This window comes from Neorhizobium galegae bv. orientalis str. HAMBI 540, assembly GCF_000731315.1.
Lineage (GTDB): Bacteria > Pseudomonadota > Alphaproteobacteria > Rhizobiales > Rhizobiaceae > Neorhizobium > Neorhizobium galegae.
On record NZ_HG938354.1, the window covers coordinates 510,421 to 532,599 of the forward strand.

The 22,179-nt window shown below is 61.9% G+C and carries 19 protein-coding genes; 8 read left to right on the forward strand and 11 right to left on the reverse strand.

The genetic code is table 11. The features are described from left to right. Window positions 1-57 precede the first annotated feature (57 nt). Window positions 58-1,479: a mannitol dehydrogenase family protein gene (locus RG540_RS24995; RefSeq protein ID WP_244446761.1), complete on the forward strand. Its 1,422-nt coding sequence runs from the start codon at window positions 58-60 to the stop codon at window positions 1,477-1,479. Here the strand turns inward: RG540_RS24995 and RG540_RS25000 are convergent. The 9 genes from RG540_RS25000 to RG540_RS25040 form a co-directional block, all read right to left on the reverse strand. Next, window positions 1,476-2,753: an L-fuconate dehydratase gene (locus RG540_RS25000; RefSeq protein ID WP_041364553.1), complete on the reverse strand. Its 1,278-nt coding sequence runs from the start codon at window positions 2,751-2,753 to the stop codon at window positions 1,476-1,478. The two genes, RG540_RS24995 and RG540_RS25000, sit on opposite strands and share 4 nt — an antisense overlap. 17 nt (window positions 2,754-2,770) lie before the next feature. Continuing rightward, on the reverse strand, window positions 2,771-3,505 hold the full coding sequence (locus RG540_RS25005) for an SDR family oxidoreductase (RefSeq protein WP_041364554.1): 735 nt from the start codon (window positions 3,503-3,505) through the stop codon (window positions 2,771-2,773). Between the two features lie 65 nt (window positions 3,506-3,570). Next, complete coding sequence (locus tag RG540_RS25010) at window positions 3,571-3,900, reverse strand: L-rhamnose mutarotase (protein ID WP_041364556.1); 330 nt, start codon at window positions 3,898-3,900, stop codon at window positions 3,571-3,573. Between the two features lie 11 nt (window positions 3,901-3,911). Beyond that, the gene (locus RG540_RS25015; protein ID WP_041364557.1) at window positions 3,912-4,919 is read right to left on the reverse strand and encodes a zinc-binding alcohol dehydrogenase family protein; all 1,008 of its coding nucleotides are present in this window, start codon (window positions 4,917-4,919) and stop codon (window positions 3,912-3,914) included. Between the two features lie 4 nt (window positions 4,920-4,923). Beyond that, a complete protein-coding gene (locus tag RG540_RS25020; RefSeq protein WP_041364558.1) occupies window positions 4,924-5,742 on the reverse strand; it encodes an amidohydrolase family protein in 819 nt (272 codons plus the stop codon). Window positions 5,743-5,745: 3 nt separating this feature from the next. Beyond that, window positions 5,746-6,759 carry an aldo/keto reductase gene (locus RG540_RS25025; protein ID WP_041364559.1) on the reverse strand — a complete coding sequence of 338 codons (1,014 nt, stop codon included), beginning with the start codon at window positions 6,757-6,759 and terminating at the stop codon, window positions 5,746-5,748. Window positions 6,760-6,834: 75 nt separating this feature from the next. After that, window positions 6,835-7,776, reverse strand: coding sequence for an ABC transporter substrate-binding protein (locus tag RG540_RS25030; protein ID WP_041364561.1), 942 nt, complete (start codon window positions 7,774-7,776; stop codon window positions 6,835-6,837). 98 nt (window positions 7,777-7,874) lie between these two features. Further along, on the reverse strand, window positions 7,875-8,903 hold the full coding sequence (locus RG540_RS25035; protein WP_041364562.1) for an ABC transporter permease: 1,029 nt from the start codon (window positions 8,901-8,903) through the stop codon (window positions 7,875-7,877). Window positions 8,904-8,912: 9 nt separating this feature from the next. After that, window positions 8,913-10,463 (reverse strand): sugar ABC transporter ATP-binding protein, encoded by a 1,551-nt coding sequence (locus RG540_RS25040; RefSeq protein WP_041364564.1) that lies wholly within the window; start codon window positions 10,461-10,463, stop codon window positions 8,913-8,915. A 295-nt stretch (window positions 10,464-10,758) separates the two neighbouring features. Between RG540_RS25040 and RG540_RS25050 the strand changes: the two genes are divergently transcribed. From RG540_RS25050 to RG540_RS25060, 3 genes are all read left to right on the forward strand, one after another. Then, entirely contained in the window at window positions 10,759-11,460 is a 702-nt protein-coding gene (locus RG540_RS25050) for a FadR/GntR family transcriptional regulator (protein ID WP_041366313.1), read from the forward strand. A 34-nt stretch (window positions 11,461-11,494) separates the two neighbouring features. Beyond that, a complete protein-coding gene (locus RG540_RS25055) occupies window positions 11,495-13,027 on the forward strand; it encodes a UxaA family hydrolase (RefSeq protein ID WP_041364567.1) in 1,533 nt (510 codons plus the stop codon). A gap of 91 nt (window positions 13,028-13,118) precedes the next feature. Next, the gene (locus RG540_RS25060; RefSeq protein WP_041364568.1) at window positions 13,119-13,598 is read left to right on the forward strand and encodes a hypothetical protein; all 480 of its coding nucleotides are present in this window, start codon (window positions 13,119-13,121) and stop codon (window positions 13,596-13,598) included. Window positions 13,599-13,666: 68 nt separating this feature from the next. Here RG540_RS25060 and RG540_RS25065 read toward each other — a convergent pair whose 3' ends face one another. Then, window positions 13,667-14,902 (reverse strand): OpgC family protein, encoded by a 1,236-nt coding sequence (locus tag RG540_RS25065; RefSeq protein WP_040124515.1) that lies wholly within the window; start codon window positions 14,900-14,902, stop codon window positions 13,667-13,669. A gap of 198 nt (window positions 14,903-15,100) precedes the next feature. Continuing rightward, entirely contained in the window at window positions 15,101-18,616 is a 3,516-nt protein-coding gene (locus RG540_RS25070) for a hybrid sensor histidine kinase/response regulator (protein ID WP_041364570.1), read from the reverse strand. Window positions 18,617-18,813: 197 nt separating this feature from the next. Between RG540_RS25070 and mscL the strand changes: the two genes are divergently transcribed. From mscL to RG540_RS25090, 4 genes are all read left to right on the forward strand, one after another. After that, a complete protein-coding gene (gene mscL, locus RG540_RS25075; protein WP_037086042.1) occupies window positions 18,814-19,239 on the forward strand; it encodes a large conductance mechanosensitive channel protein MscL in 426 nt (141 codons plus the stop codon). Window positions 19,240-19,356: 117 nt separating this feature from the next. After that, on the forward strand, window positions 19,357-20,526 hold the full coding sequence (locus RG540_RS25080; protein WP_041364572.1) for a pyridoxal phosphate-dependent aminotransferase: 1,170 nt from the start codon (window positions 19,357-19,359) through the stop codon (window positions 20,524-20,526). Between the two features lie 159 nt (window positions 20,527-20,685). After that, window positions 20,686-21,720, forward strand: a complete 1,035-nt coding sequence (gene galE / locus RG540_RS25085) for a UDP-glucose 4-epimerase GalE (protein WP_041364573.1) — start codon at window positions 20,686-20,688, stop codon at window positions 21,718-21,720. Between the two features lie 111 nt (window positions 21,721-21,831). Then, on the forward strand, window positions 21,832-22,164 hold the full coding sequence (locus tag RG540_RS25090; RefSeq protein ID WP_041364574.1) for a hypothetical protein: 333 nt from the start codon (window positions 21,832-21,834) through the stop codon (window positions 22,162-22,164). Window positions 22,165-22,179 lie beyond the last annotated feature (15 nt).

A 22,179-nucleotide genomic window follows, 5' to 3' on the forward strand; every position in this document is an offset into this window, starting at 1 on the left:
CCCGTGCGCTTCGGCAAGGCTATGACTTCTCCGTCAATCAAGGGAGGATGTCCGCTCATGCCGGGCATCATGATCAGAATGCCACGCCTTTCCGCCTCCACCGAACTTCCCGCAGATGTCGCAGCATCCGGTTACGACAGAGCCCTTCTGAAGCCCGGCATCCTGCATATCGGCCTCGGCGCGTTCCACCGGGCCCATCAGGCGGTCTATACCGACGCCGCATTGGCCGCCGAGTTCGGTGACTGGGGGATTGTCGGCGTCAGCTTACGCTCGGTCGATATCGTCCGTGATCTCGCGGCACAGGACGGGGTTTATTCGGTCGTCGCCAGCAGCGCTGCCGGAGACAGAGCCCAGGTCGTCGGCTCGGTGATCAGGGGCCTTTCCGGCACCGAAGACCAGGCGGAAATCCTGGCTCTACTGGCCGATCCGACCATCCGGATCGTCACCATCACCGTCACCGAAAAGGCCTATGGCATCGATCCGGTCTCGGGCGGTCTCGATCGCAACCATCCGTCGGTCAAAGCCGATCTTGCCGACCCGACATCGCCGACCGGTGTGATCGGTTATCTGGTCGAAGGTTTTTCGCGCCGCCACGCCGCCGGCCTACCGCCCTTCACGGTGCTTTGCTGCGACAACCTGCCGACCAACGGCCGCATCGTCCGCAAACTGGTGATCGAGATGGCGGGTGCCGGCGATCCGGCGCTCGCCAACTGGATCGCCGGCCAAGGCGCGTTTCCGTCCAGCATGGTCGACCGCATCGTGCCGGCCACGACCGACGTAACCCGTGGCCTTGCAGAAAAGCTGATCGGCGCCGAAGACAGGCTGGCGCTCAGCACCGAACCCTTCATGCAATGGGTGGTTGAAGACCATTTTCTCGCCGGCCGGCCGAAATGGGAAGCCGGCGGCGCGCTTTTCGTCGACGATGTCGAGCCTTACGAGAAGATGAAGCTGCGGCTGCTCAACGGCTCACATTCGCTGGTCGCCTATCTCGGCCAGCTGAAGGACCTCACCTTCGTCCGCGACGTCATGGCCGTGCCGGAATACCGGGCACTGGTGCGCCGCCACATGGCGGAGGCGGTGAAGACGCTCGATCCGGTGCCGGGCATCGATCTCGACGGTTACATGGACCAGCTGATCGAGCGCTTCGAGAACCCGACGATCGCCCACAAGACGCAGCAGATCGCCATGGACGGCACCCAGAAACTGCCGCAGCGCATCTTCGCAGGGGCAGTGGAAGCCCTGGCGAATGGTGGAGATGCGTCGTCTGCGGCTTACGTTGTGGCTCTCTGGATCGCCTATGTTCGCAAGGCGGCGGAGATCAACGATCCGCGCGCGACCGAGCTCAAGGCTGCCGCCGCCGGGATGACGGCAGACGATCCGTCGGCACCCTTCTTTGCAATTGCGGGCCTGTTCCCCCAGGCTCTCACGGAGAATGGCGCATGGCGTGCGCGGGTGAATGCGGAGCTTGAGAAACTCTAGCCCTGGAACGTGTAGTCGGCGATCGATTGCGGTTTCATCTCGATCGAGAAACCGGGCCGCGCCGGCGGCATATAGGCCGCGTTTTCAATGATGCAGGGCTCGACGAAGTGCTCGTGCAGATGATCGACATATTCGATCACCCGGCCTTCCTTGGTGCCGGATACGGCGATGTAGTCGATCATCGACAGATGCTGCACATATTCGCAGAGACCGACGCCGCCGGCATGCGGCCAGACGGGAAGACCGTATTTCGCGGCGACCAGCAGCACCGCCAGAACCTCGTTCAGGCCGCCCATGCGGCATGAATCGATCTGAACGATGTCGATCGCGCCTTCGGCGATGAATTGCTTGAACATGATGCGGTTCTGGCACATTTCGCCGGTCGCGACCTTTACGGGACCGATCGCCTCGCGGATTTTTCGGTGGCCGGCAATGTCGTCCGGGCTGGTCGGCTCCTCGATGAAGAAGGGTTTTGCAAAGGCAAGTTTGTTGACCCAGTCGATCGCCTGATCGACTTCCCATACCTGGTTGGCATCGATCATCAGGTAGCGGTCGGGACCGATCACTTCGCGGGCGATGGTCAGGCGCCTGATATCGTCTTCGAGATCGCGTCCGACCTTCATCTTCACATGGTTGAAGCCTGCATCGACGGCTTGCCTGCACAGCCGGCGCAGCTTCTCTTCCGGATAACCGAGCCAGCCGGCCGACGTCGTATAGCAGGCATAACCCTCGCGCTTCAGCACCTCGATACGCTCTGCCTTGCCCACTTCCGCCCGTTTCAGGATCGCCAGCGCATCCTCGCGCGACAGCACGTCGGTCAGGTAACGGTAGTCGACGATATCGGCGATCTCTTCGGCCGACATCTCCGCAACCAGCTGCCAGACCGGCTTGCCCTTCTGCTTGGCGAGAAGATCCCAGAAGGCGTTGACGACCGCGCCGGTGGCGAGGTGGATGGCGCCCTTATCCGGCCCGATCCAGCGCAGCTGGCTGTCGCTGGTCAGGTGCCGCCAGAACTTTCCGGGCGCCTTGGCGAAGGTTTCGAGTTCCTGTCCGACCACCAGATGCCGCATCGCCTTGATCGCCATACAGCAGATGTCGTTGCCCCGCCCGATGGTGAAGGTCAGGCCGTGGCCGGCAAGATCTCCGCTATCGGTATCGAGGATGACATAGGCCGCCGAATAATCCGGGTCCGGGTTCATCGCGTCGGAGCCATCGAGGCTCTGCGATGTGGGGAAACGAAGATCGAAGACGCGGAGATCGGTGATGCGGGTCATGGTTCTCTCGTATTGCCTCAGATGGTCCAGCCGCCGTCGATGGCGTAAGCCTGGCCTGACGTATAGGTGGCGCCGGCGAGGTAGAGGGCGAGCTCGGCGATTTCTTCCGGGGTGCCGAGCCGGCCCATCGGCTGGCGGGCGATGAAGGCGGCGCGGGCCTCGTCGTAATTGCCCTGGGCCCGCATGCGGTCCTGCAGCGAAGGGCTTTCGACCGTGCCGGGGCAGATGGCGTTGCAGCGGATACCGTCGGTCACATAATCGGCGGCGACGGATTTGGTGAGCCCGATCACGGCCGCCTTGGTGACGCCATAGGCGAAGCGGTTCGGCACGCCCTTGATGCTGGAAGCGACGGACGACATGTTGATGATCGCGCCATCCTTCTTCGCAAGCATGCCCGGCAGCACGGCCCGGATGGTGCGGATCATCGCCCGGACGTTGAGGTCGAGGGCGAAATCGAAGTCGCTGTCCTTCATCTCGAGGATCGAGCCCCCATGGACGAAGCCGGCGCAGTTGAAGAGGATGTCGACCGTGCCGATGCGCTCGACACAGGCGACGATCGCCGCGTTGTCGAGCACGTCGAGCCTTGCCGTCTTCAGATTGTCGAGTTTCGGCAACGCAGCCAGCAGGCTTTCGTTGATATCGGTCGCATGGACCGTCGCGCCCGCTTCTGCAAAGGCGAGCGCCGCTGCCCGGCCGATACCCTGGCCTGCGGCGGTCACGAATGCGGTTTTTCCATCAAGTCTGATCGTCATGTCTTATCCTCGAATTGCCGGTTCTCATACCGTTTGGCCGGCCGTCAGTCTGATTGAGGAAATCCTCAATCATGATGAAAGACCTCTTCCATCATCGCCCACCACTCGCCTTCTTTGCGGCTGTCGAGCGGCTTCTGGCAAGGGATGGTGAAAGACCACCATTCCTGATTTTTAGGGTCGGCGGCTATTTTCGCCATGTCGGCTTCAAAATCGGTGCCGTGATATTCCCAGGTTCCGAACAGCAGGTTCTCCGGCTCGCGCAGGAAGATCGTGTAGTTCCTGATGTTGGCGCGGCTGATGAGGGCGAGTACTTCCGGCCAGACGGCAGCGTGCAGGCGCTTGTATTCCGCGATCATCTGCGGCTCGATGCCGATCACCATGCCCATACGCTGCATCATCGCCTCCTTCAGACTTCCACCAGCGCCTTGACGACGCCGGCCGCCGGATCGGTCAGTCCTGCAAAACGTTCCGGTACTTCCGACAGCATCATTCTATGGGTGATCAGGGCTGCGGGGATATTGCCGTCGCGCATGGCCTGCATCACCCGCTCGAAATCCGCTCGGGTCGCGTTGCGGCTGCCGAGCAGCGTCGTCTCGCGCTTGTGGAATTCCGGATCGGAGAAAGTAATGTCGCTGGAAACGATCGAGACAAGCACGTAGGTGCCGCCATGGGCGACGAAGCCGAACCCGCGTTCGATCGCTTTAGGGTTGCCGGTCGCATCGAAAACGGTGTCGAAGAAGTCGCCACCGGTCAGCGCCGAAAGCTGCGCGTGGTCGTCCGGCCCGAGTTGAACCGTGGATGCGAGCCCAAGCTGGTGGCGGGCGAAATCCAGCCTGTCAGCACGGCCGTCGAGGAGCGTCACCGCGCCGCCGCCGAGCGCCGCAAAGATCGCGACCGCGAGCCCGATAGGCCCAGCGCCGGTGATCAGCACATTCTGCCCCGGCTCGATCCCGGCGCGGGCGACCGCATGGGCGCCGATCGCCAGGAACTCCACCATGGCCGCCTGATCGAGCGAAAGGCCCTGGGCCTTCAACACGAATTCTTCCGACAGGCTCAGATATTCGGTCATGCCGCCGTCGCGATGCACCCCGAGCACGCCGAGGTTACGGCAGCAATTGGTCCGGCCCTTGAGGCAGGCATGGCAGTGGCCGCAGGAGATGTAAGGCATGATCGAGACGGTATCGCCCGCCTCAAGCGGGCTGCCGACCGGCGCTTCCTCGACCGTGCCGGCAAGCTCATGGCCCATGACGCGCGGATAGGAGAGATAGGGCTGGTTGCCGGTGAAGATATGCAGGTCGGTACCGCAGACGCCGATGCGTCGCAGCTTCACCAGCACCTCGCCTTCACCGCGAAGAGGCTTGGGACGGTCGATGGCGCTGAGTTTCCCTGGTTCGTCGCAGATGATAGTCAGCATACTCTTACGCTCCGAGCCGATAAAAACGCTGGGCACTGCCGCCGAAGACCTCGCCATGAGCGTCGGCGGGCACGATATCGAGGCATTGATCCAGCCAGGCCTGGTAATCTCCGGCAAGCCTCAGCACCGGCCAGTCGCTGCCCCAGATGACCCGCGCGGGGCCGAACAGGTCGAATATGGTTTCGGCATAAGGCCGCACTGCCTGGGGCTTCTGGTCGCCCGCCTCGGTCAGCAGGCCGGAGAGCTTGCAATGAACGTTCGGCAGTTCGGCGAGCACTTTCATGCGCGCATACCAGTCGATGAAACGGCCCTCAGAGATCGGCGGCTTGGCACCGTGGTCGATCACGATCGGCAGATCGGGGTGTCGCCGGGTGAAACCAAGCAGCGGTTCGAGATGGCGCGGCAGCACAAGTGCATCGAAGACCAGATGGTGTTCGAGCATGGCTGCCACGGCTGCATCGAGCGCCGGATCGCCGATCCAGTGGTCGTCGGCGATATCCTGCAGCATCGGCCGCAGCCCTTTGAGCTTCGGATGCCGGGCCAGCCGGGCGATGGCTGCCGGCGCGCCGGGCGCCTTCATATCGGTCCAACCGACCACGCCGAGGATGAAGGGCGTCCTGTCGGCGAGATCGAGCAGGAACGTGGTGTCCGCCTCGCTCTCCATGGTCTGCACCAGCACCGTGCCATCGACGCCGGCCGCATCGAGAAGCGGACGCATATCGTCGGGCATGAAATCCCGACGGATCGCCTGCAATTCGGGCGGCGGCCATTGGCCCACCCGGTCGGCAATTCGCCAGAAATGCTGATGCGCGTCGATCCGCATGGATTAGCCCCCCTGACCGGGCAACGGTGCGCCATCGGCGATCAGTCCGCGGGCTTTCAGGCGTGACCAGAAGGAGGCCGGAATTTCTTCTCCGAACCAGTCGACATTCGACTTGATCTGTTCGGCGGTGCGTGCGCCGGAGACAACGGTCACCACGGCCGGATGGGCGAGGGGGAATTGCAATGCCGCCGCCTGCAGGCTGACACCCTCTTCCTCGCAGGCCGCGCGCAACACGTCGACGCGGGCGAGAATATCGGCAGGAGCGTCAGTATAATTGAATTTGCGATTGCCGGCGAGCAGGCCGGAATTAAACGGCCCGGCCACCACGATGCCGACGCCCTGGCTGGCGCAGTCGTCCATGAACGAGAGGCTCTGCTGTTCGAGCAGCGTATAACGGCCGGCGAGCATGGCGACGTCGATATCGAAGACCTGCATCGCGTCGCGGATGATCTCCCATTCGTTGACGCCGAGACCGACCGCCTTGGTAAGCCCTTCCTCGCGCAGCTTCTTCAGCGCGCGAAATCCGCCGCCGGCGGTCAGCTGGTACCAGTAGTGCTGATGCCGGTCGCCATGGGTCATGCTGCCGATATCGTGGATGTAGAGGATATCGGGCTTGAGGATGCCGAGCCGCTGCTGGCTTGCCTCGAAGGACCACATGATGCCGTCGTAGCTGTAGTCGAAGACCGGCCGGAAAGGTAGCGGCTCGACATATCCGTCTTCCTGCGAGCCGACCGTCTCGTCCGGCTGCATGAGCCGGCCGACCTTGGTGCTGAGCACGAAGTCGCCGCGGGGCAGGTCCGTCAGCATGGTGCCGAGCCGCCGTTCGGAGCGCGTGTATCCGTAGAAGGGCGCCGTATCGTAATAGCGGATGCCCGCCTCCCAGGCGGCTCCAAAGGTGCCGGCCGCTTCTTCGTAAGAGGTCTTGTGGTAGAGACTGCCCATCTGCGCGCAGCCGAGCCCCATTTGGGTTAATTCGACGGAGGCGTGGGGCAGTTTGCGGCGCTCAGTGACATTCATGAGATCGTCCGAAGTCCTTTGGGAATAGGATCACGGACGCGCATCATTCGCGATGCGCGCCCGCTGGGGGTAAGGTTAGTAGAGAACGTTCTTGGCTTCCGGCTTGTCGATATTGTCCTTGGTGACGACGACGACACCGGTATCGACGAACTTTTCGACCTTCTCCTTGTTGATCGACTGGAGCACGGTCTTGACGCCGAGTTCGCCCATCTGGAACGAACCCTGCACCGCGATGGCGGTGAGCGTGCCGTCCTTGACGAACTCCTGCAGGTCCTGGTTTCCGTCAAACCCGATCGCGACCACCTTGCCGGCCTTGCCGGACTGTTTCAGCGCGCGGCCCATGCCGATCGCCGTCGGCTCGTTGGCGCCGAAGATGCCCTTGAGGTCGGAATTGGCGGCAAGCACGTCGGTCGTCTGGTTGAGCGCGGTCGCCATCTGGGACTGCGAGTAGAACGGTCCGACGATGGTCAGCTTCGAGTTCGCCTTGATATAGTCGGTAAAGCCGCCGACGCGGCCGATTTCGGAGCCGGCACCAGCGACGTAGGACATCACGGCGATCTTGCCTTCCTTGCCCACCTTGTCGATCAGCGCCTTGGCGGCAAGCTCGCCGGCCTTCTTGTTGTCGGTGGCGAGGAACGACTGGTAATACTGCTCGGATCCCTTGGCGAGCAGCGAGTCGACGATGATAACCGGGATGCGGGCTTCCCAGGCCTTCTTCACGGCCGGAACCAGCGCGTCCGGATCGGACGGCGCAAGCACGATGCCGGAAACCTTGCGGTTGACGGCGTTCTCGACCATGTTGACCTGATCGGCGATCGCGGATTCCGCAGCCGGTCCCTGGAAGGTCATGGTGTTGCTGCCCCCGCCGGCCTTCATGGCGGCATCGGCACCCTTCTGGACATTCTGCCAGAAGGTGGAATTGACGGTCTTCACGATAACGGCGATTTCGCCAGCCTGGGCCGAGAACGCGGTCAGTGCGATCACGGATGTCAGCAGTGCGGCAGCAAGCTTTTTCATGTCTTCCTCCTCTTTTCGTTGGCCTGAAACGGCCGGTTTTTTTAGAGAGCTCCTCACTCCCTCGAAGTCTCGCGGGTAAAGGTCCGCGTGCCCTTATCTCAGCGGCGGTTGCGCAACTGGTCGATCCAGACGGTGACCAGGATGACGAGGCCGATGATGATCTGCTGCGTGAAGGCGGAGACGCCGTTCATGTTGAGGCCGTTGCGAAGGATGCCGATCACGAAGGCGCCGATCGCGGTTCCCGAAATGGTGCCGACGCCGCCGATCAGCGAGGTGCCGCCGATGACGGCGCTGGCGATCGCATCGAGTTCGTACATCACGCCCTCGTTCGGCTGGGCGGTGACGAGGCGCGACATCAGCACGCAGCCGGTCAGGCCGGCGAGCGTGCCGGAGAGAACATAGGTGAAGCTGACGATGCGGGTGACGTTGACGCCGGAAAGCCGCGCCGCATCGGCGTTCGAGCCGACCGCATAGATATGCCGGCCAAGCACCGAGCGGTTGAGCATGTAGGAGACGGCGATTGCGATCACGATCATCAGGATGACCGGATAGGGGATGCCGGGAAAAACGATGGTCGGGAAACCGTCGGTGCCGATGGTGACGACCCGGAAGAGCGAGCCGTTGCCGAGTTCGCCGAAGGATTCACCGAGTCCCGAGACCGCCCGCGCCCCGGTGATCTGCAGCGCCACGCCGCGGGCGATCATCATCATGCCGAGCGTGGCGATGAACGGCGGCAGCTTCATCTTGGTGACGAGAATGGCGTTGATCAACCCGCAGGCCGAGCCGGTGAGAATGCCGCAGATCATGCCGAGCCAGACGGGCGTTCCCAGATCCTTGACCGCCAGCGCCGCGACCACCCCGGAAAGCGCCAGCACCGAGCCGACCGACAGGTCGATGCCGCCGGTGATGATGACGCAGGTGGCGCCGATGCCGAGAAAGGCGATCGAGGTCACCTGCAGCGCCACCGTCATGCCGTTGTCGATGGTGAAGAAGGCGTTGCTGGTCGCCGAAAAGACGCCGATCAGCACGAACAGGCTGCCGAGCGCGGCGAATTTCTGGATGATATCCTTCTGGCGGTCGCTGAACGTGCCGCTCTTCTGTTTCGCAACTTCGATAATTTCAGCCATGTTATGCCCTCATCCTGCCGACCGAGCGTAGCCGGAGGCGTATCGCATGATCTCTTCCTGGTCGGTTTTCGCAGTCTCCAGCACGCCGGTGATGCGGCCCTGGTGGAAGACGGCGACGCGGTCGGTCATGCCGAGAATTTCCGGAAGCTCGGAACTGATCAGCACGACGCCGATGCCGTTTGCCGCAAGCTCGTCCATGATCCGGTAGATCGCGAGCTTGGCGCCCACGTCGATGCCGCGGGTAGGTTCGTCGAAGAACAGTATTCTCGACTTCCGGAACAGCCACTTGCCGATGATGATCTTCTGCTGGTTTCCGCCCGAAAGCAGCCGCACCGGCTGCTTGATCGAGGGCGTGCGGATGTTCAGGAGATCGATGTATTCTTTCGTCGTCCGGGCATGTTTGGCAAAGTCGATCAGCCCGAAACGATTCGACACGGCAGCCATATTGGCGAGCGTCATGTTGGCGTCGACCGTCATCTTGACCGCCAGCCCCTGCGCCTTGCGGTCTTCGGACAGATAGGCGATGCCGGCAGCGATCGCGTCGCGCGGCGAGGTGATGGTGAGCGTATGGCCATGCAGGGTGACCGTGCCGGTATCGAGCGGATCGGCGCCGAAGACGGCGCGCGCCACTTCCGTGCGTCCGGCGCCCATCAGGCCGGCAAAGCCGAGGATCTCGCCGCGACGCAGCGTGAAGGAAATGTCGCGGAAGACGCCGGCGCGCGAAAGGCCTTCCGCCGAAAAGATGACCTCGTCGCTCGGAACCGAGGTCCGTTCCGGAAACTTCTCTTCCAGCGACCGGCCGACCATTTTCGAGACGATCGCGTCGATGCTGGTGGCGGCAAAATCGTCGGTCGAGATGTAGCGGCCGTCGCGCAACACCGTGACGCGGTCGACGATCTCGGACATTTCGTCCAGCCTATGCGAGATATAGACGATGCCGACGCCGGATGCCTTCAGGTCGCGGATGACCTTGAACAGCAGCCGCGTCTCCTGCTCGGTCAGCGACGAGGTCGGTTCGTCCATGATCAGCACTTCGGCGTCCAGCGACAGCGCCTTGGCGATCTCCACCATCTGGCACTGGGCGACGGACAGGCCGCGCACCGGACGATCCGGATTGATGTCGACCCCGAGCCGGTCGAGGCAGCGCTTGGCGTCGGCCCGCAGCTTCTTGCGGTCGACGAGAAAGCTTCCTCCGAGAAAACCACGGCGCGGCTCGCGGGCAAGATAGATGTTTTCCGCCACCGTCAGGTGCGGCACGAGGTTGAGTTCCTGGTGGATGATGGCGATGCCGGCGGCTTCGGATTCCCGCGTCGAGGAAAAATGCCGTTCCTCGCCCTTGTAGGTGATCGTGCCGGCGCTCGGCTGGTAGACGCCGCTGACGATCTTCATCAGCGTCGATTTGCCGGCGCCGTTTTCGCCGCAGACGGCATGAACTTCACCGCGGCGGAGGTCGAAATGGACGTTGGCAAGCGCTTTGACGCCCGGGAAGTCCTTGCTGATATTGTCGAGGCGGAGGAGAGGCTGGTTCGTCGAGGCCGACGCGGCACGGCCCGGCAGCATGGCGGCGCCATGTATAGTCTGCCCAAGCTCGGCCGGACGATTTTCCAAATTTGCCTCCTCGGGCCGTTCAGGCCCATTCGCCGGCGGCTCCTCCCTCCGGCGTTGACAATGGGTAAACCCGAGGACGGAAGTGGTCAAGCCAATTTTTCTAGAAAGGAGAAGCAGGCCGAAGGCAGTGAGAGTGAAATGTATCTTGAGGCGAAAAACAGTGATAAATCAACGGAGAAAATTTGTTTGTTGCTCTCTTCCTGCTGGCTGATATGGTAAGGCCAAATTGTTCAGGACGATGAAATTCATGAACGGACCCATCAAGACGGCAGAACCGCGGCGGCTGTATCAGCAGATTGCCGACCAGATCCGGGTGCTGATCCAGGGCGGCCAGTTTCCGGCCGGCGCACGCCTGCCGGCCGAGCGGGAGCTTGCCCAGCAGCTCGGCGTTTCGCGCCCGTCCTTGCGTGAAGCACTGATCGCGCTCGAAATCGACGGAAGCGTCGAAATCCGAATGGGGTCGGGGATCTACGTGACGGCCGAGCCGGACCGTCGGCCATGGCAAAGCGGCTCCATGGGCGAAAGCCCGCTCGAACTGATGCAGGCAAGAGCTGCCGTCGAAGGCGCGGTCATTCTGCTGACGTCGGCACGGATCACGCCGGAGACATTGCGGTCGTTGCGCCAGACGCTCGACCAGATGCGCACCGAGATCGCCGAAGGGCGCAAGGCACTCGACCTTGACCGGCTTTTCCACCTGACCATCGCCAGCCAGTCGGGCAATTCGGTGCTGGCGCATATCGTGGGCGACCTGTTCGACGAGCGCCACAGCCCGATGTCGGCCCAGATCCGGGCTCGATTCGAATCGCCGGAAACCTGGGGGCTTGCGCTGAGCGAGCACGAGGCGATCTATGCGGCGCTGGAGGCGCGTAATCCGCTTCTCGCCCAGGCGATGATGCATGCACATCTGGAGGAATCGAAACAGCGCTGGATGAATCACGAGACACGGTGATATTCCTGTGGCTGTTTCGGGAGGAAACAAGAAAATGGATTTTGCGGCTTCACCTATCATTATCTTGAACCCGATCGACGATGTCGGCGTCGCGCGGCGGTCGATGCAGGCCGGCGCCCCGACCGGTTTCGGCGATCTTGCGGCCCGCGAGCTGATCGGCCGTGGCCACAAGGTGGCGATAAGGGCGATACCGAACGGCGGCGAGGTGAAGAAATACGGCCAGGTGATCGGCGTCGCAACGCAGGACATCGCCCCCGGCAGCCATGTGCACCTGCATAACCTCGCCATGCTGCCCTCCGAGCACGAGCACCAGTTCAGCGTCGATATCGAAGAAAAGGGCATGCTGCCGGAAGCCGAACGGCGCACCTTCATGGGTTATGACCGGGGTCTCGGCGGCGCCGGCACCCGCAACTATATCGGCGTCATCTCGTCGGTGAACTGTTCCGCCACCGTATCGCGCTACATCGCCGACTATTTCAACCGCTTGGGCGGGTTGGACGGTTTCGACAATATCGATGGCGTCGTGGCGCTCACCCATGGCGGCGGCTGCGCGCTCAACAACAAGTCGGAAGGTTACCGGCTGCTGATCCGCACCATCCAGGGCTATGCCCGGCATCCGAATTTCGGCGGCATCCTGATGATCGGCCTCGGCTGCGAAACCAACCAGATCGCGCCGATCCTCGAACATTACCGGATGGAAGAGGGTGAACGGCTGCGAACCATGAACATCCAGCAGCATGGCGGGACGCGCAAGACCATCGATGCGGCGATTGCGATCATCAAGGAGATGCTGCCCGGCGTGAATTCCGCGACGCGCACGCCGCAGCCTCTGTCGAAACTGAAACTGGCACTCGAATGCGGCGGCTCGGACGGTTATTCCGGGATCTCCGCCAATCCGGCGCTGGGGTACGCCTCAGACCTGATTGTCCGCAACGGCGGCACGACGGTGCTGTCCGAAACGCCGGAGATCTACGGGGCCGAACATCTGCTCACCCGCCGCGCGGTCACGCCGGACGTGGCCCAAAAACTTCTGCAGCGGATCGACTGGTGGCGGGATTATACCGCCCGCAACGGCGACGAGCTGAACAACAACCCGTCCCACGGCAACAAGCTCGGCGGCCTGACTACCATCCTCGAAAAATCGCTCGGCGCGGTGGCCAAGGGCGGTTCTATGCCTTTGAAGGCGGTCTACGAGTTTGCCGAGACTGTTACGGAGCCGGGTTTCGTGTTCATGGATACGCCCGGCTACGATCCTGTCGCCGTGACGGGGCAGGTGGCGGGCGGCTGCAACGTCATCTGTTTCACCACCGGCCGCGGTTCGGTTTCGGGCTTCAAGCCGTCGCCCTGCATCAAGATCGCCACCAATTCCGAAATGTACGAGCACATGAAGGAAGACATGGACTTGAACTGCGGCGGCATCGTCACCGGCGAGGAGACGATCGAACAGGCGGGATTGCGGATTTTCGAGGATGTGATCGCGGTGGCTTCGGGCAAGCAGACACTCAGCGAGATCTACGACTACGGCGACAACGAATTCGTGCCATGGCAGGTCGGGGCAGTCACCTGAGCCGCTGCCCCGAAAGTTAGGCCGTGAACCTATAAGAGCTTGATGATTGCGTTAGGTAGAAATCGTCATGCAATTCGACTATTCGTGGTGAATGCTCAAGTTTGTAGAACAACAGCTCGGTCAAGGATGGGTGGACGAGCCAAATGCGCCAGAGCCTCAGGTGTCGATTACGGACTCCTCGGTTAACGTCTGTTTTCGCTCCTACAGGCTTGCGCAAGACAAAAAGCGATCGGGCATTTTCGGGAGTTTGAACCCATTTTCGAAGGCCGATCCGAAGCGCGATGAGACATGGGGCACGCTAAGCTTCATTGGTTGCACCCGGTGGCGCTGGGATAGCACCAACGATCATGAATGGTATAAGGCGGATGGCCATGGTCGCTACAGTGGCATCGCTCCGCGCTGGGGCAAATTCTATGAGTTAATTGGCCCCGACCCGATCCGCGATGCCGTACCTTGGGAGACAATCCGGGCTGATGCAGCTAACTCTCGACATTTTCTCTATTATTTTCGCGACGAAACGCTTGAGTTCATGGCCGAGAAGTGGTCGTTCGTCCCTAACCTGACGGTTTAATTTGGGGTTTGTGTGGGACTGAGCCTTTCCTTTTCATACTCTCCGCCATAACGAGGCCACGGCCTAGTTTACCGAATGACCATCTGCTGCGGTGCGCCGGGTTTTGCCGGCTGCTGCACCTTGACCGGGGCAGGTTCCGCTGTGCCGAACAGCTTGTCGCGTTCGCGCCACAGGGCCGGCAGCGACAGCAGCGCGATCGAGACCAGCGCAATGGCCGTCTTGGTGAACTCGTTGAGCTCCGGCGTCCGTCCGTCGAAATAATAGACGAAATAGACGATCGCGACGTGCCACACATAGACATAGAGCGAGTGGCGGCCGAGGAGCTGCAGGTACTTGATCGAGAACACCCAGGTGACCGCGCCGGCAATGCGGCGCACCCATTCGTCCCTGTGCTTCGGGCCGGCGACGATCAGCCAGGTGACAAGCATGGCGACGGCTGCGAAATTCAGGAGATAGACCGGACCGAAATCGGCGCGGATTTCCATCGAGGCGAACTTGCCGATCATGTGCGGCGGCATCAGCTCATGTGCGGTGATCAGGCGCAGCGGCAGGAAGAAGAGAACCATCAGCAGCGCCACCTTCGGGATGAAGGTATTGTCCGGCGACAGGATATTGCTCCACTTGATCTTGCCGGCCGAGGTCAGCGCGCCGAGCACGAGGCCCGAGTAAAACACCACCTGCCAGCCGAGCAGATTGAACGACACGCGGATGCCCTGGTCGTCCGCGCCCATGACCAGATCGTTGAGCGGTGTCGTGGCGATCTGCTGCAGGCCGAGCTGGGCCGCCATCCACAGGATCACCGAACCGGCCACCACATAATGCCACTTGTCCTCCAGCACGAGCTTCACCAGCATCGGCGCGAAGAGCATGTAGACGATATACTGCGGCAGGATATCCATGAAGGTCGGCTGGTAGAGGAAGGTCGCGATCGCAGCGAGGCGCAGCGGGTCGTCGAAGGTCGTGTAGCCCAGCCAGTTGAACCAGATCGAATAGGCGCCGGGCAAAAGCATCTGCGCGACCAGCACAACCAACACGATGCCCATCGCATAACGATAAAGCTCGAATGCGCGGTTGTAGATGGCTGTGCGGCCGGCCGCATAACCGTTCTTCAGCATCTTCTTGGCATAGACCATGCCGATCAGCAGGCCAGACAGGAAAACGAAGCCCTGGGCGTCTTCGACGAAGGCGAGCTGATTGTGGTTGATCTTCACCAGAAGATAACCGCCAGCAAAGATCAGATGGTTGAGAACCATGAAAACGAGGAAATATCCTCGCATACCATCAATAATATCAAAGCGTTTCATCGGTCGCGGTCTCCGTCTTTGCCGGTGCCGATGGGGCTTTCGCCTTTCGGTCCGTAAGGCCTCTGCGGGCCAGGATATACGCGGCTAAACGCGGCAAAAAGCCGGACAGTTCCAGCCCTATTTAAGCGTTTAGACCTTATCTACCGTAAACTGTCCGTGATGACTCCGCGATGAACGCCGGGTTGGGTGAGGTTCACACTATTCAGCAGCGACGCGTTTGAGGCCTGCAACCTGCGTGAGGTACGCCCGCATGGCCGCAGGCTTCACCGGCTTGTGCTGCACGCCGATGTCGTGACGCTCCGCCTCGGCGCGGACTTCGGGTGTACGATCGGCGGTGATGATCAGTGCGGGGATATCCACCTGATATCCGGCGCGCAGTTTCAGGACAGCCTCGATGCCGTTGCCGTCGTCGAGGTGGTAATCGGCGATGATGATTTCCGGGGGCGGCTCGCGGCGTTCGACGATATCGTCGAGAGCTGCGAGCGAGCCCGCTTGGCCGACGGTGCAGCCCCAGCCGGTGATCAGCAGCGCCATGCCCTCGAGGATCCGCGGCTCATTGTCGATGCAGAGCACCCGGAGCCCGTTCAGCGGCTGCGAGCGCTTGCGGCGCTCCAACTGGTCGGCGGCATGGACTGTCTGCGATGCGGTCAGGTCCATCGGCACCTGGACCCGGAAGGCGGTGCCTCGCCCAGGCGTCGAGGCGAGCTGGACCGGATGGTTGAGCACTCGCGAGATGCGGTCGACGATCGACAGGCCAAGACCGAGGCCGGCCGCGGTCTTCGCACCCTCGTCCAGCCGGGCGAATTCCTTGAACACGGTGCGGAATTTCGAGGGAGGGATGCCGATGCCGGAATCGAGCACCTCGATGACCACCTGGTCGCCCCGTCGGCGCGCGCCGATCAGCACCTTGCCGTCGATCGTGTATTTGATTGCGTTCGAGACGAGGTTCTGCACCAGCCGGCGCAGCAGGTTGGCGTCGGAGCGGACCTTCAGCGATGTCGGCATCACCACGAATTCCAGGTCCTTCTCGCGGGCCATCGGCGCGTAGTCGGTCTCGATGCGTTTCAGAAGGTCGTCGAGGGGCACCGAGGTGAAGCGCGGCTTCATGGCTCCCGTATCGAGCCTCGATATGTCGAGAACGGCACCGAGGATCGCCTCGACGGATTCCAGCGCGGAATCGATATTGCGCACCAGCGAACCGTTGTTGTCGGAGCTCCCGAGCCGCTCGACCAGCGCCGAGGAGTAGAGTCTCGCGGCATTGAGAGGCTGCAGGATATCGTGGCCAGCGGCCGCGAAGAACCGGGTCTTGCCGATATTGGCCTCGTCGGCGGATGCCTGGGCCTCGGCAAGCTCCTTGTTGACGCGAGTGAGCTCGGCGGTGCGTTCGCCGACCCGCTGTTCGAGCGTCTCGTTTGCCTGCTTCAGCGCCTGGTCGGCGGCGACGCGCTCGGAGATATCGGTGAAGGTTGCGACGATGCCCTTGTCCGGCATGGCATTGGAGCGCACTTCGATGATCCGCTCGCCGCCGTTGAGGACGAGAGAGAAGGGCGCATCGAGCGTCTGGAACTGGCGGATCACCTCCACCTGATCGGTTGGGGCAAGATCGCCGCGTTCCGAAAGGATGGCGACCATGTCGGCCAGCGGAAAGCCGACCTGGCCGACCTGTTCCGGCAGATCCAGCAGATTGCGGAAGCGCCGGTTCCAGATCGTCAGGCGTTCGGAACTGTCGAACACGGCAATGCCTTGATCCATCTGCGAAAGTGCCGTCTGCAGCATGTCCTGGTTATATTGCAGCGCCTCACTTGCCTGGTCGAGCAGCCAGGCGGTGTCGGAATTGGTATCCTCAGCCTTCTGCAGGATCAGCGACAGCACCAGCCGGGCGGAGGACGAGCCGATCGCGCTGCCGAGTAGCTGTTCGGAGAAATGGATCATCGCCATGTCGGCGGGCTGGTCGTCGCTGAACTTGCGGCCGGCGGTCTTCTCGTAATTGGAGAAGGAGCGCCGCATCCGTTCTTCGCCGAGATACCGGGCGATCGCTGTCTTCAGGTCGCCGACGCCGACGCGGGTCTTCCAGCCGCGGGTGGCAAATTGCGAGCGCAGGTGCCTTTTGACGAAGATCCCGGCCTGGATGCGCTCGACCGGACGCGGATTGCGCGACAGCGATCCCAGCACGAAGGCAAGAATATTGAGCGTCAGGCTGAAGATCGTCGCGTTGACCAGCGGGTCCGTCTGCGGCCCGGAGAATATGCCGGTGCCGGGGAACAGGAAATTGAGGACAGCGGTCGCCACATGGGAATTGTCCGGTCCGCCGAGGCTCGGCACGAACAGCAGGTAGGCCCAGGCAAGGAAGCCGAAGGACATGCCGAGGATCGCCCCGCGGGCGTTGGCACGGCGCCAGACGAGGCCGCCGAGGAGGGCAGGAGCCACCTGCGCGATCGCCGCGAACGCCAGTAGGCCGATGGAGGCAAGGCCGGACTGGCTGTCAGCCATGCGGTAATAGGCATAGCCGAGGATCAGAACGCCGAAGATCGCAACGCGGCGGATGTTCAACAGCGTGCGGGTAAAATCGGTGCGCTGACCGGAACGTGCCGCCATCAGCCGTTGCCTGAGGAAGATCGGGATGATGATGTCGTTCGACACCATGATCGAAAGCGCCACGGATTCCATGATGACCATGGCGGTGGCGGCGGAAAAGCCGCCGATGAAGGCGATCAGCGAAACGACCTTCAGCTCACCGGCGAGCGGCAGCGTCAGCACGTAAAGGTCGGCATCGCCGGTGCCCCCGAAGGTGATCAGCCCGGCCATGGCGACAGGCAGCACGAAGATGTTGATGGCGATGAGGTAGAGCGGCAGAAGCGCGCTCGCCACCTTGCGCTCCTTCGTCGTGCGGTTCTCGACCACGGTCACGTGGAACTGCCGCGGCAGCATGATGATCGCAAACGCCGACAGCGCGATCAGGATCAGCCAGCGGCTGATCGGCGTCTCGTAGGCAAGCGCCGAACCGACCAGCATGTTTTCCGATGCCTTGGCGAGCAGATCGGACGGGCCGTCAAACAGGATGAAGAACACCGAAAAGCCGACCGTCGCAAAGGCGAACAGCTTGACCACCGATTCCATGGCGACGGCCAGGATCAGCCCGTCCTGGTGTTCCGTCGCATCCGTGTGGCGGGTGCCGAAGATGACGGCGAAACAGGCCATCATCAGGGTGACGATCAGCGCCAGGTCGATGAAATAGAGGTTGCCGCTGCCGATGCCGTAGTCCGACGGATTGACCATGGCGGCGACCGAGCTCGACACCGCCTTCAGCTGTAGTGCGATATAGGGAATGGCGCCGACCAGGGCGATGATCGCGACGATCATCGCGACGGTGGAATTTTTGCCGTAGCGGGCGGCGATGAAATCGGCCACTGACGTCAGCTTCTCGGCCTTGGCAAGCTCGACGACGCGCCGGATGATCGGCATGCCGAGCGTGAAGGCGAGGATCGGGCCGATATAGATGCCGGTAAATTCCAGCCCCTTCTGCGAGGCAAGCCCGACGCCGCCGAAATAGGTCCAGGAGGTGCAGTAGATCGCAAGGCTCAGCGCATAAACGATCGGCCGGCCGTTCTTCGGCACGCCGAAGACACGGCTTCGCCGGTCGCCATAACTCGCCACAGCAAACAGCAGCAGGATATAGGCGAAAGCCGAAACGAAAATGATCCAGCCAGGAAGCATTGCTCCTCCACAAAGAGCTTCAGGGCTCAAACATTAGGGGAAAAGCATGCGCTTGGAAATCAGGGGGCCTCTCGGCAAAAAGTCCAATAGACGATCGTATTTAAGCCTGCGGCGGGCGCCGTCTTTTCACATCCGCAGAAAGCGCTATGTTGCGTTTTACCGAAACTGAAAAGCCATGGGGGATATTGGCGATGTCGATGGTCAGCGAATTCCGTTCTTTTATTGCCAAGGGCAATGTCGTCGATCTTGCGGTCGGTATCATCATCGGCGCCGCTTTCACCGGCATCGTAAAATCGCTGGTCGATGACATCGTGATGCCCATCGTCGGCGCGATTACTGGTGGCGGCTTTGATTTCTCGAATTACTTCCTGCCGCTGTCGAGCGCGGTCACGGCGCCGTCGCTCGCCGCTGCCCGCGAACAGGGCGCGGTCTTTGCCTATGGCAATTTCATCACCGTTCTCATCAATTTCGTGATCCTGGCGTTCATCATCTTCCTGATGGTGAAGGCCGTGAACAAGATGCGCTTGGCGGATGAGAAGAAGTCGGCCGACGAGACGCCGGCTCCGCCACCGGCCGATATCCAGCTGCTGACCGAAATTCGCGACCTGCTGAAGGCAAAGTGATCTTTTGATCACGCCGCGTGGATTCATCAGCGGAATCGATCCCCGCGTCACGGATTATCATGGGATTCCTGGGCTTTCCTGCGCTAAAGAAGTGGGAAACAGCCCCGAGGGAATTCCATGTCGATCATCTCCAGTCTCAGCCCCCGCGCCGTCGCGGCCCCGGAAAGCGGTATTGTCGAGGTCCTGAATTACGCCCGCGGGCGAGAGGGATTGATCCCGCTCTGGGCCGGTGAAGGCGATCTGCCGAGCCCGGATTTCATCAACCGCGCCGCAACCGAGGCGCTGCTCGGCGGCGAGACCTTCTACACCTGGCAGCGCGGCATCCCCGAGTTGCGCCAGGCGCTGTCGGATTATTACGCGCGGCATTTTGCCGTGTCGCTGCCGGTCGAGCATTTTTATGTCACCGGTTCCGGCATGCATGCGATCATGCTGGCGGTGCAGGCCGTGACCTCTCCGGGCGACGAGATGATCTATCTGTCGCCGACCTGGCCGAACATCATCTCGGCAATCGAGATCTCCGGCGCCCATTCCGTCGGCCTGCCGCTCGATTTCGTCGGCGGCCGCTGGTCGCTCGATCTCGCCAAGCTGGAAGCGAAGATCACGCCGAAGACCAGGGGCCTGTTCATCAACACCCCGGCCAACCCGACCGGCTGGACGGCGACGCTCGAAGACCTGAAGGACATCCTGGCGCTCGCCCGCAAGCACGGCATCTGGATCGTCGCCGACGAGATCTATGCCCGTTATTATTATGGTGGCGCCGCAAGGGCTCCGTCCTTCCTCGACATCATGGAGGAGGGCGACCGGATCATCTTCGCCAATTCCTTCTCCAAGAACTGGTCGATGACCGGCTGGCGGGTCGGCTGGATCGTCGCTCCCCCGGAAATGGGACAGGTTATCGAAAACCTGGTGCAGTATTCGAATTCCGGCGTGGCGCAGTTCCTGCAGCGCGGTGCCGTCGTGGCGCTCAACCAGGGCGACGAGTTCGTGAATGCGAATATCGCCCGGGCGACCGCAGCGCGCGACATTCTCTGCGACGCGCTGATTGCCACCAACCGGGTCGAAACGCTCAAACCCGACGGCGCGCTTTACGCTTTCGTCAAGGTGGACGGCATCACCGACAGCCGAAACGCGGCGCTCGATATCGTCGACAAGATCGGCGTGGCGCTGGCGCCCGGTTCGGCTTTCGGCAAGGGCGGCGAGCTTTTCCTGCGTGCCTGTTTCCTGCGCGATCCGAAACAGATCGAAGATGCCGCCGGCCGCCTCTCCGATTACATCAAGCGGCTCTGACCCGATCCGGCACGCAAACGCTAAAATTCGAGCGATTTGCTCAAGAGCCTGTTTGCCCTGACCCGAGATAAACCCGGCGTAACCCGCGTCGGGTAAGCATTGTTGAAGACTGCCCGTGTTTTTGTCCTACCAACGATAAGAAAGCAGGGAAGTATAGACATGGCAGTTCTGGTGACAGGCGGCGCGGGTTACATCGGCAGCCACATGGCCTGGGCTTTGCTCGATGCGGGCGAGGAAGTCGTCGTTCTCGACAGACTTTCGACCGGTTTTCGCTGGGCCGTGCCGGCCGAGGCGCGGTTTTATCTGGGCGACGTCGGTGATCGCGCCATTCTCTCGCAGGTGTTTGCCGAAAACGACATCGACGCGATCCTGCATTTCGCAGGCTCGATCATCGTGCCGCAATCGGTCGCAAATCCGCTGGACTATTACGAGAACAATACCGGCAACACCCGCCTGCTCGCAGCGGCTGCGATCGAGGCAGGCATCCGCCATTTCGTCTTTTCGTCGACTGCAGCCGTCTATGGCGACCAGAAGGACGACACGCCCGTCTTCGAAAGCGCCGACCTGCACCCGAAGAACCCCTATGGCCAGTCGAAATTGATGTCGGAAATGATGCTGCGCGATGCCGCCGCGGCCTATGATTTCCGTTTCGTGGCGCTGCGTTATTTCAATGTTGCCGGCGCCGATCCGCTCGGCCGCACCGGCCTGTCGACTGAAGGCGCCACCCACCTGATCAAGATCGCCTGCGAGGCCGAACTCGGCAAGCGCCGCGGCGTCGATGTCTACGGGACGGATTATTCGACACCCGACGGCACCGGCATCCGCGACTATATCCACGTCACCGACCTCGTGAACGCGCATCTGAAAGCGTTGAGCTACCTGCGCCGTGGCGGCGAGCCGTTGATTGCCAATTGCGGTTATGGCCGCGGCTATTCTGTCCTGGAGGTCCTGGACGCGGTGATGCGCGTCGGTGGCCGCAAGTTCGAAATCCGCTATGGACCCCGCCGGCCGGGTGACGCGGCAAGCGTGGTCGCCAATTCGACACTGGCGCGCCGATTGCTCGACTGGAAGCCGCGCCACGACGATCTGGATTTTATCGTCGAGACCGCGATCACCTGGGAGAAAGGCCTCGCCTCGCGCAAGGCCGAAGATCTCAAGTCGCTGCAGAGCAGGTTGGCCTCGGCACGATTTTAGGGTTCCGGATCGGAACAGTTTTTATGGAACATCCACGGTTGTCTGGGGTTTGAACTACGCGGGCAAATCGAATCCGCCGGTTCTGCCGGTATTTCAACGGAGGAAATTCCTATGACTTTCAAGCTGATTACCGTCTCGATCCTTTCTCTCGGCCTCGCGGCCGGTGGCGCTCTTGCCCAGACCAGCGGCAAGGGAAATGCAAGCTCCACCGGGACGTCGGCCAGCGATAGCAGCGACGGCCAGAAAAAGATCGACCCGAGCGCCACCAACAGCACCACAGGCGGCGCCATGGGCAATGCTGCAGGCACCAAGGACACGCGGACCAACTGCGCTCCGAACCTGCAGACCAGGGGCTCGGCCACCACGCCTGACACGACGGGCACCGCATCGGTTCCTTCGGGCCAGGCCGGCACCAACACCAACGGTCAGGCTACGGACTGCTGACGCAGATACATTTTG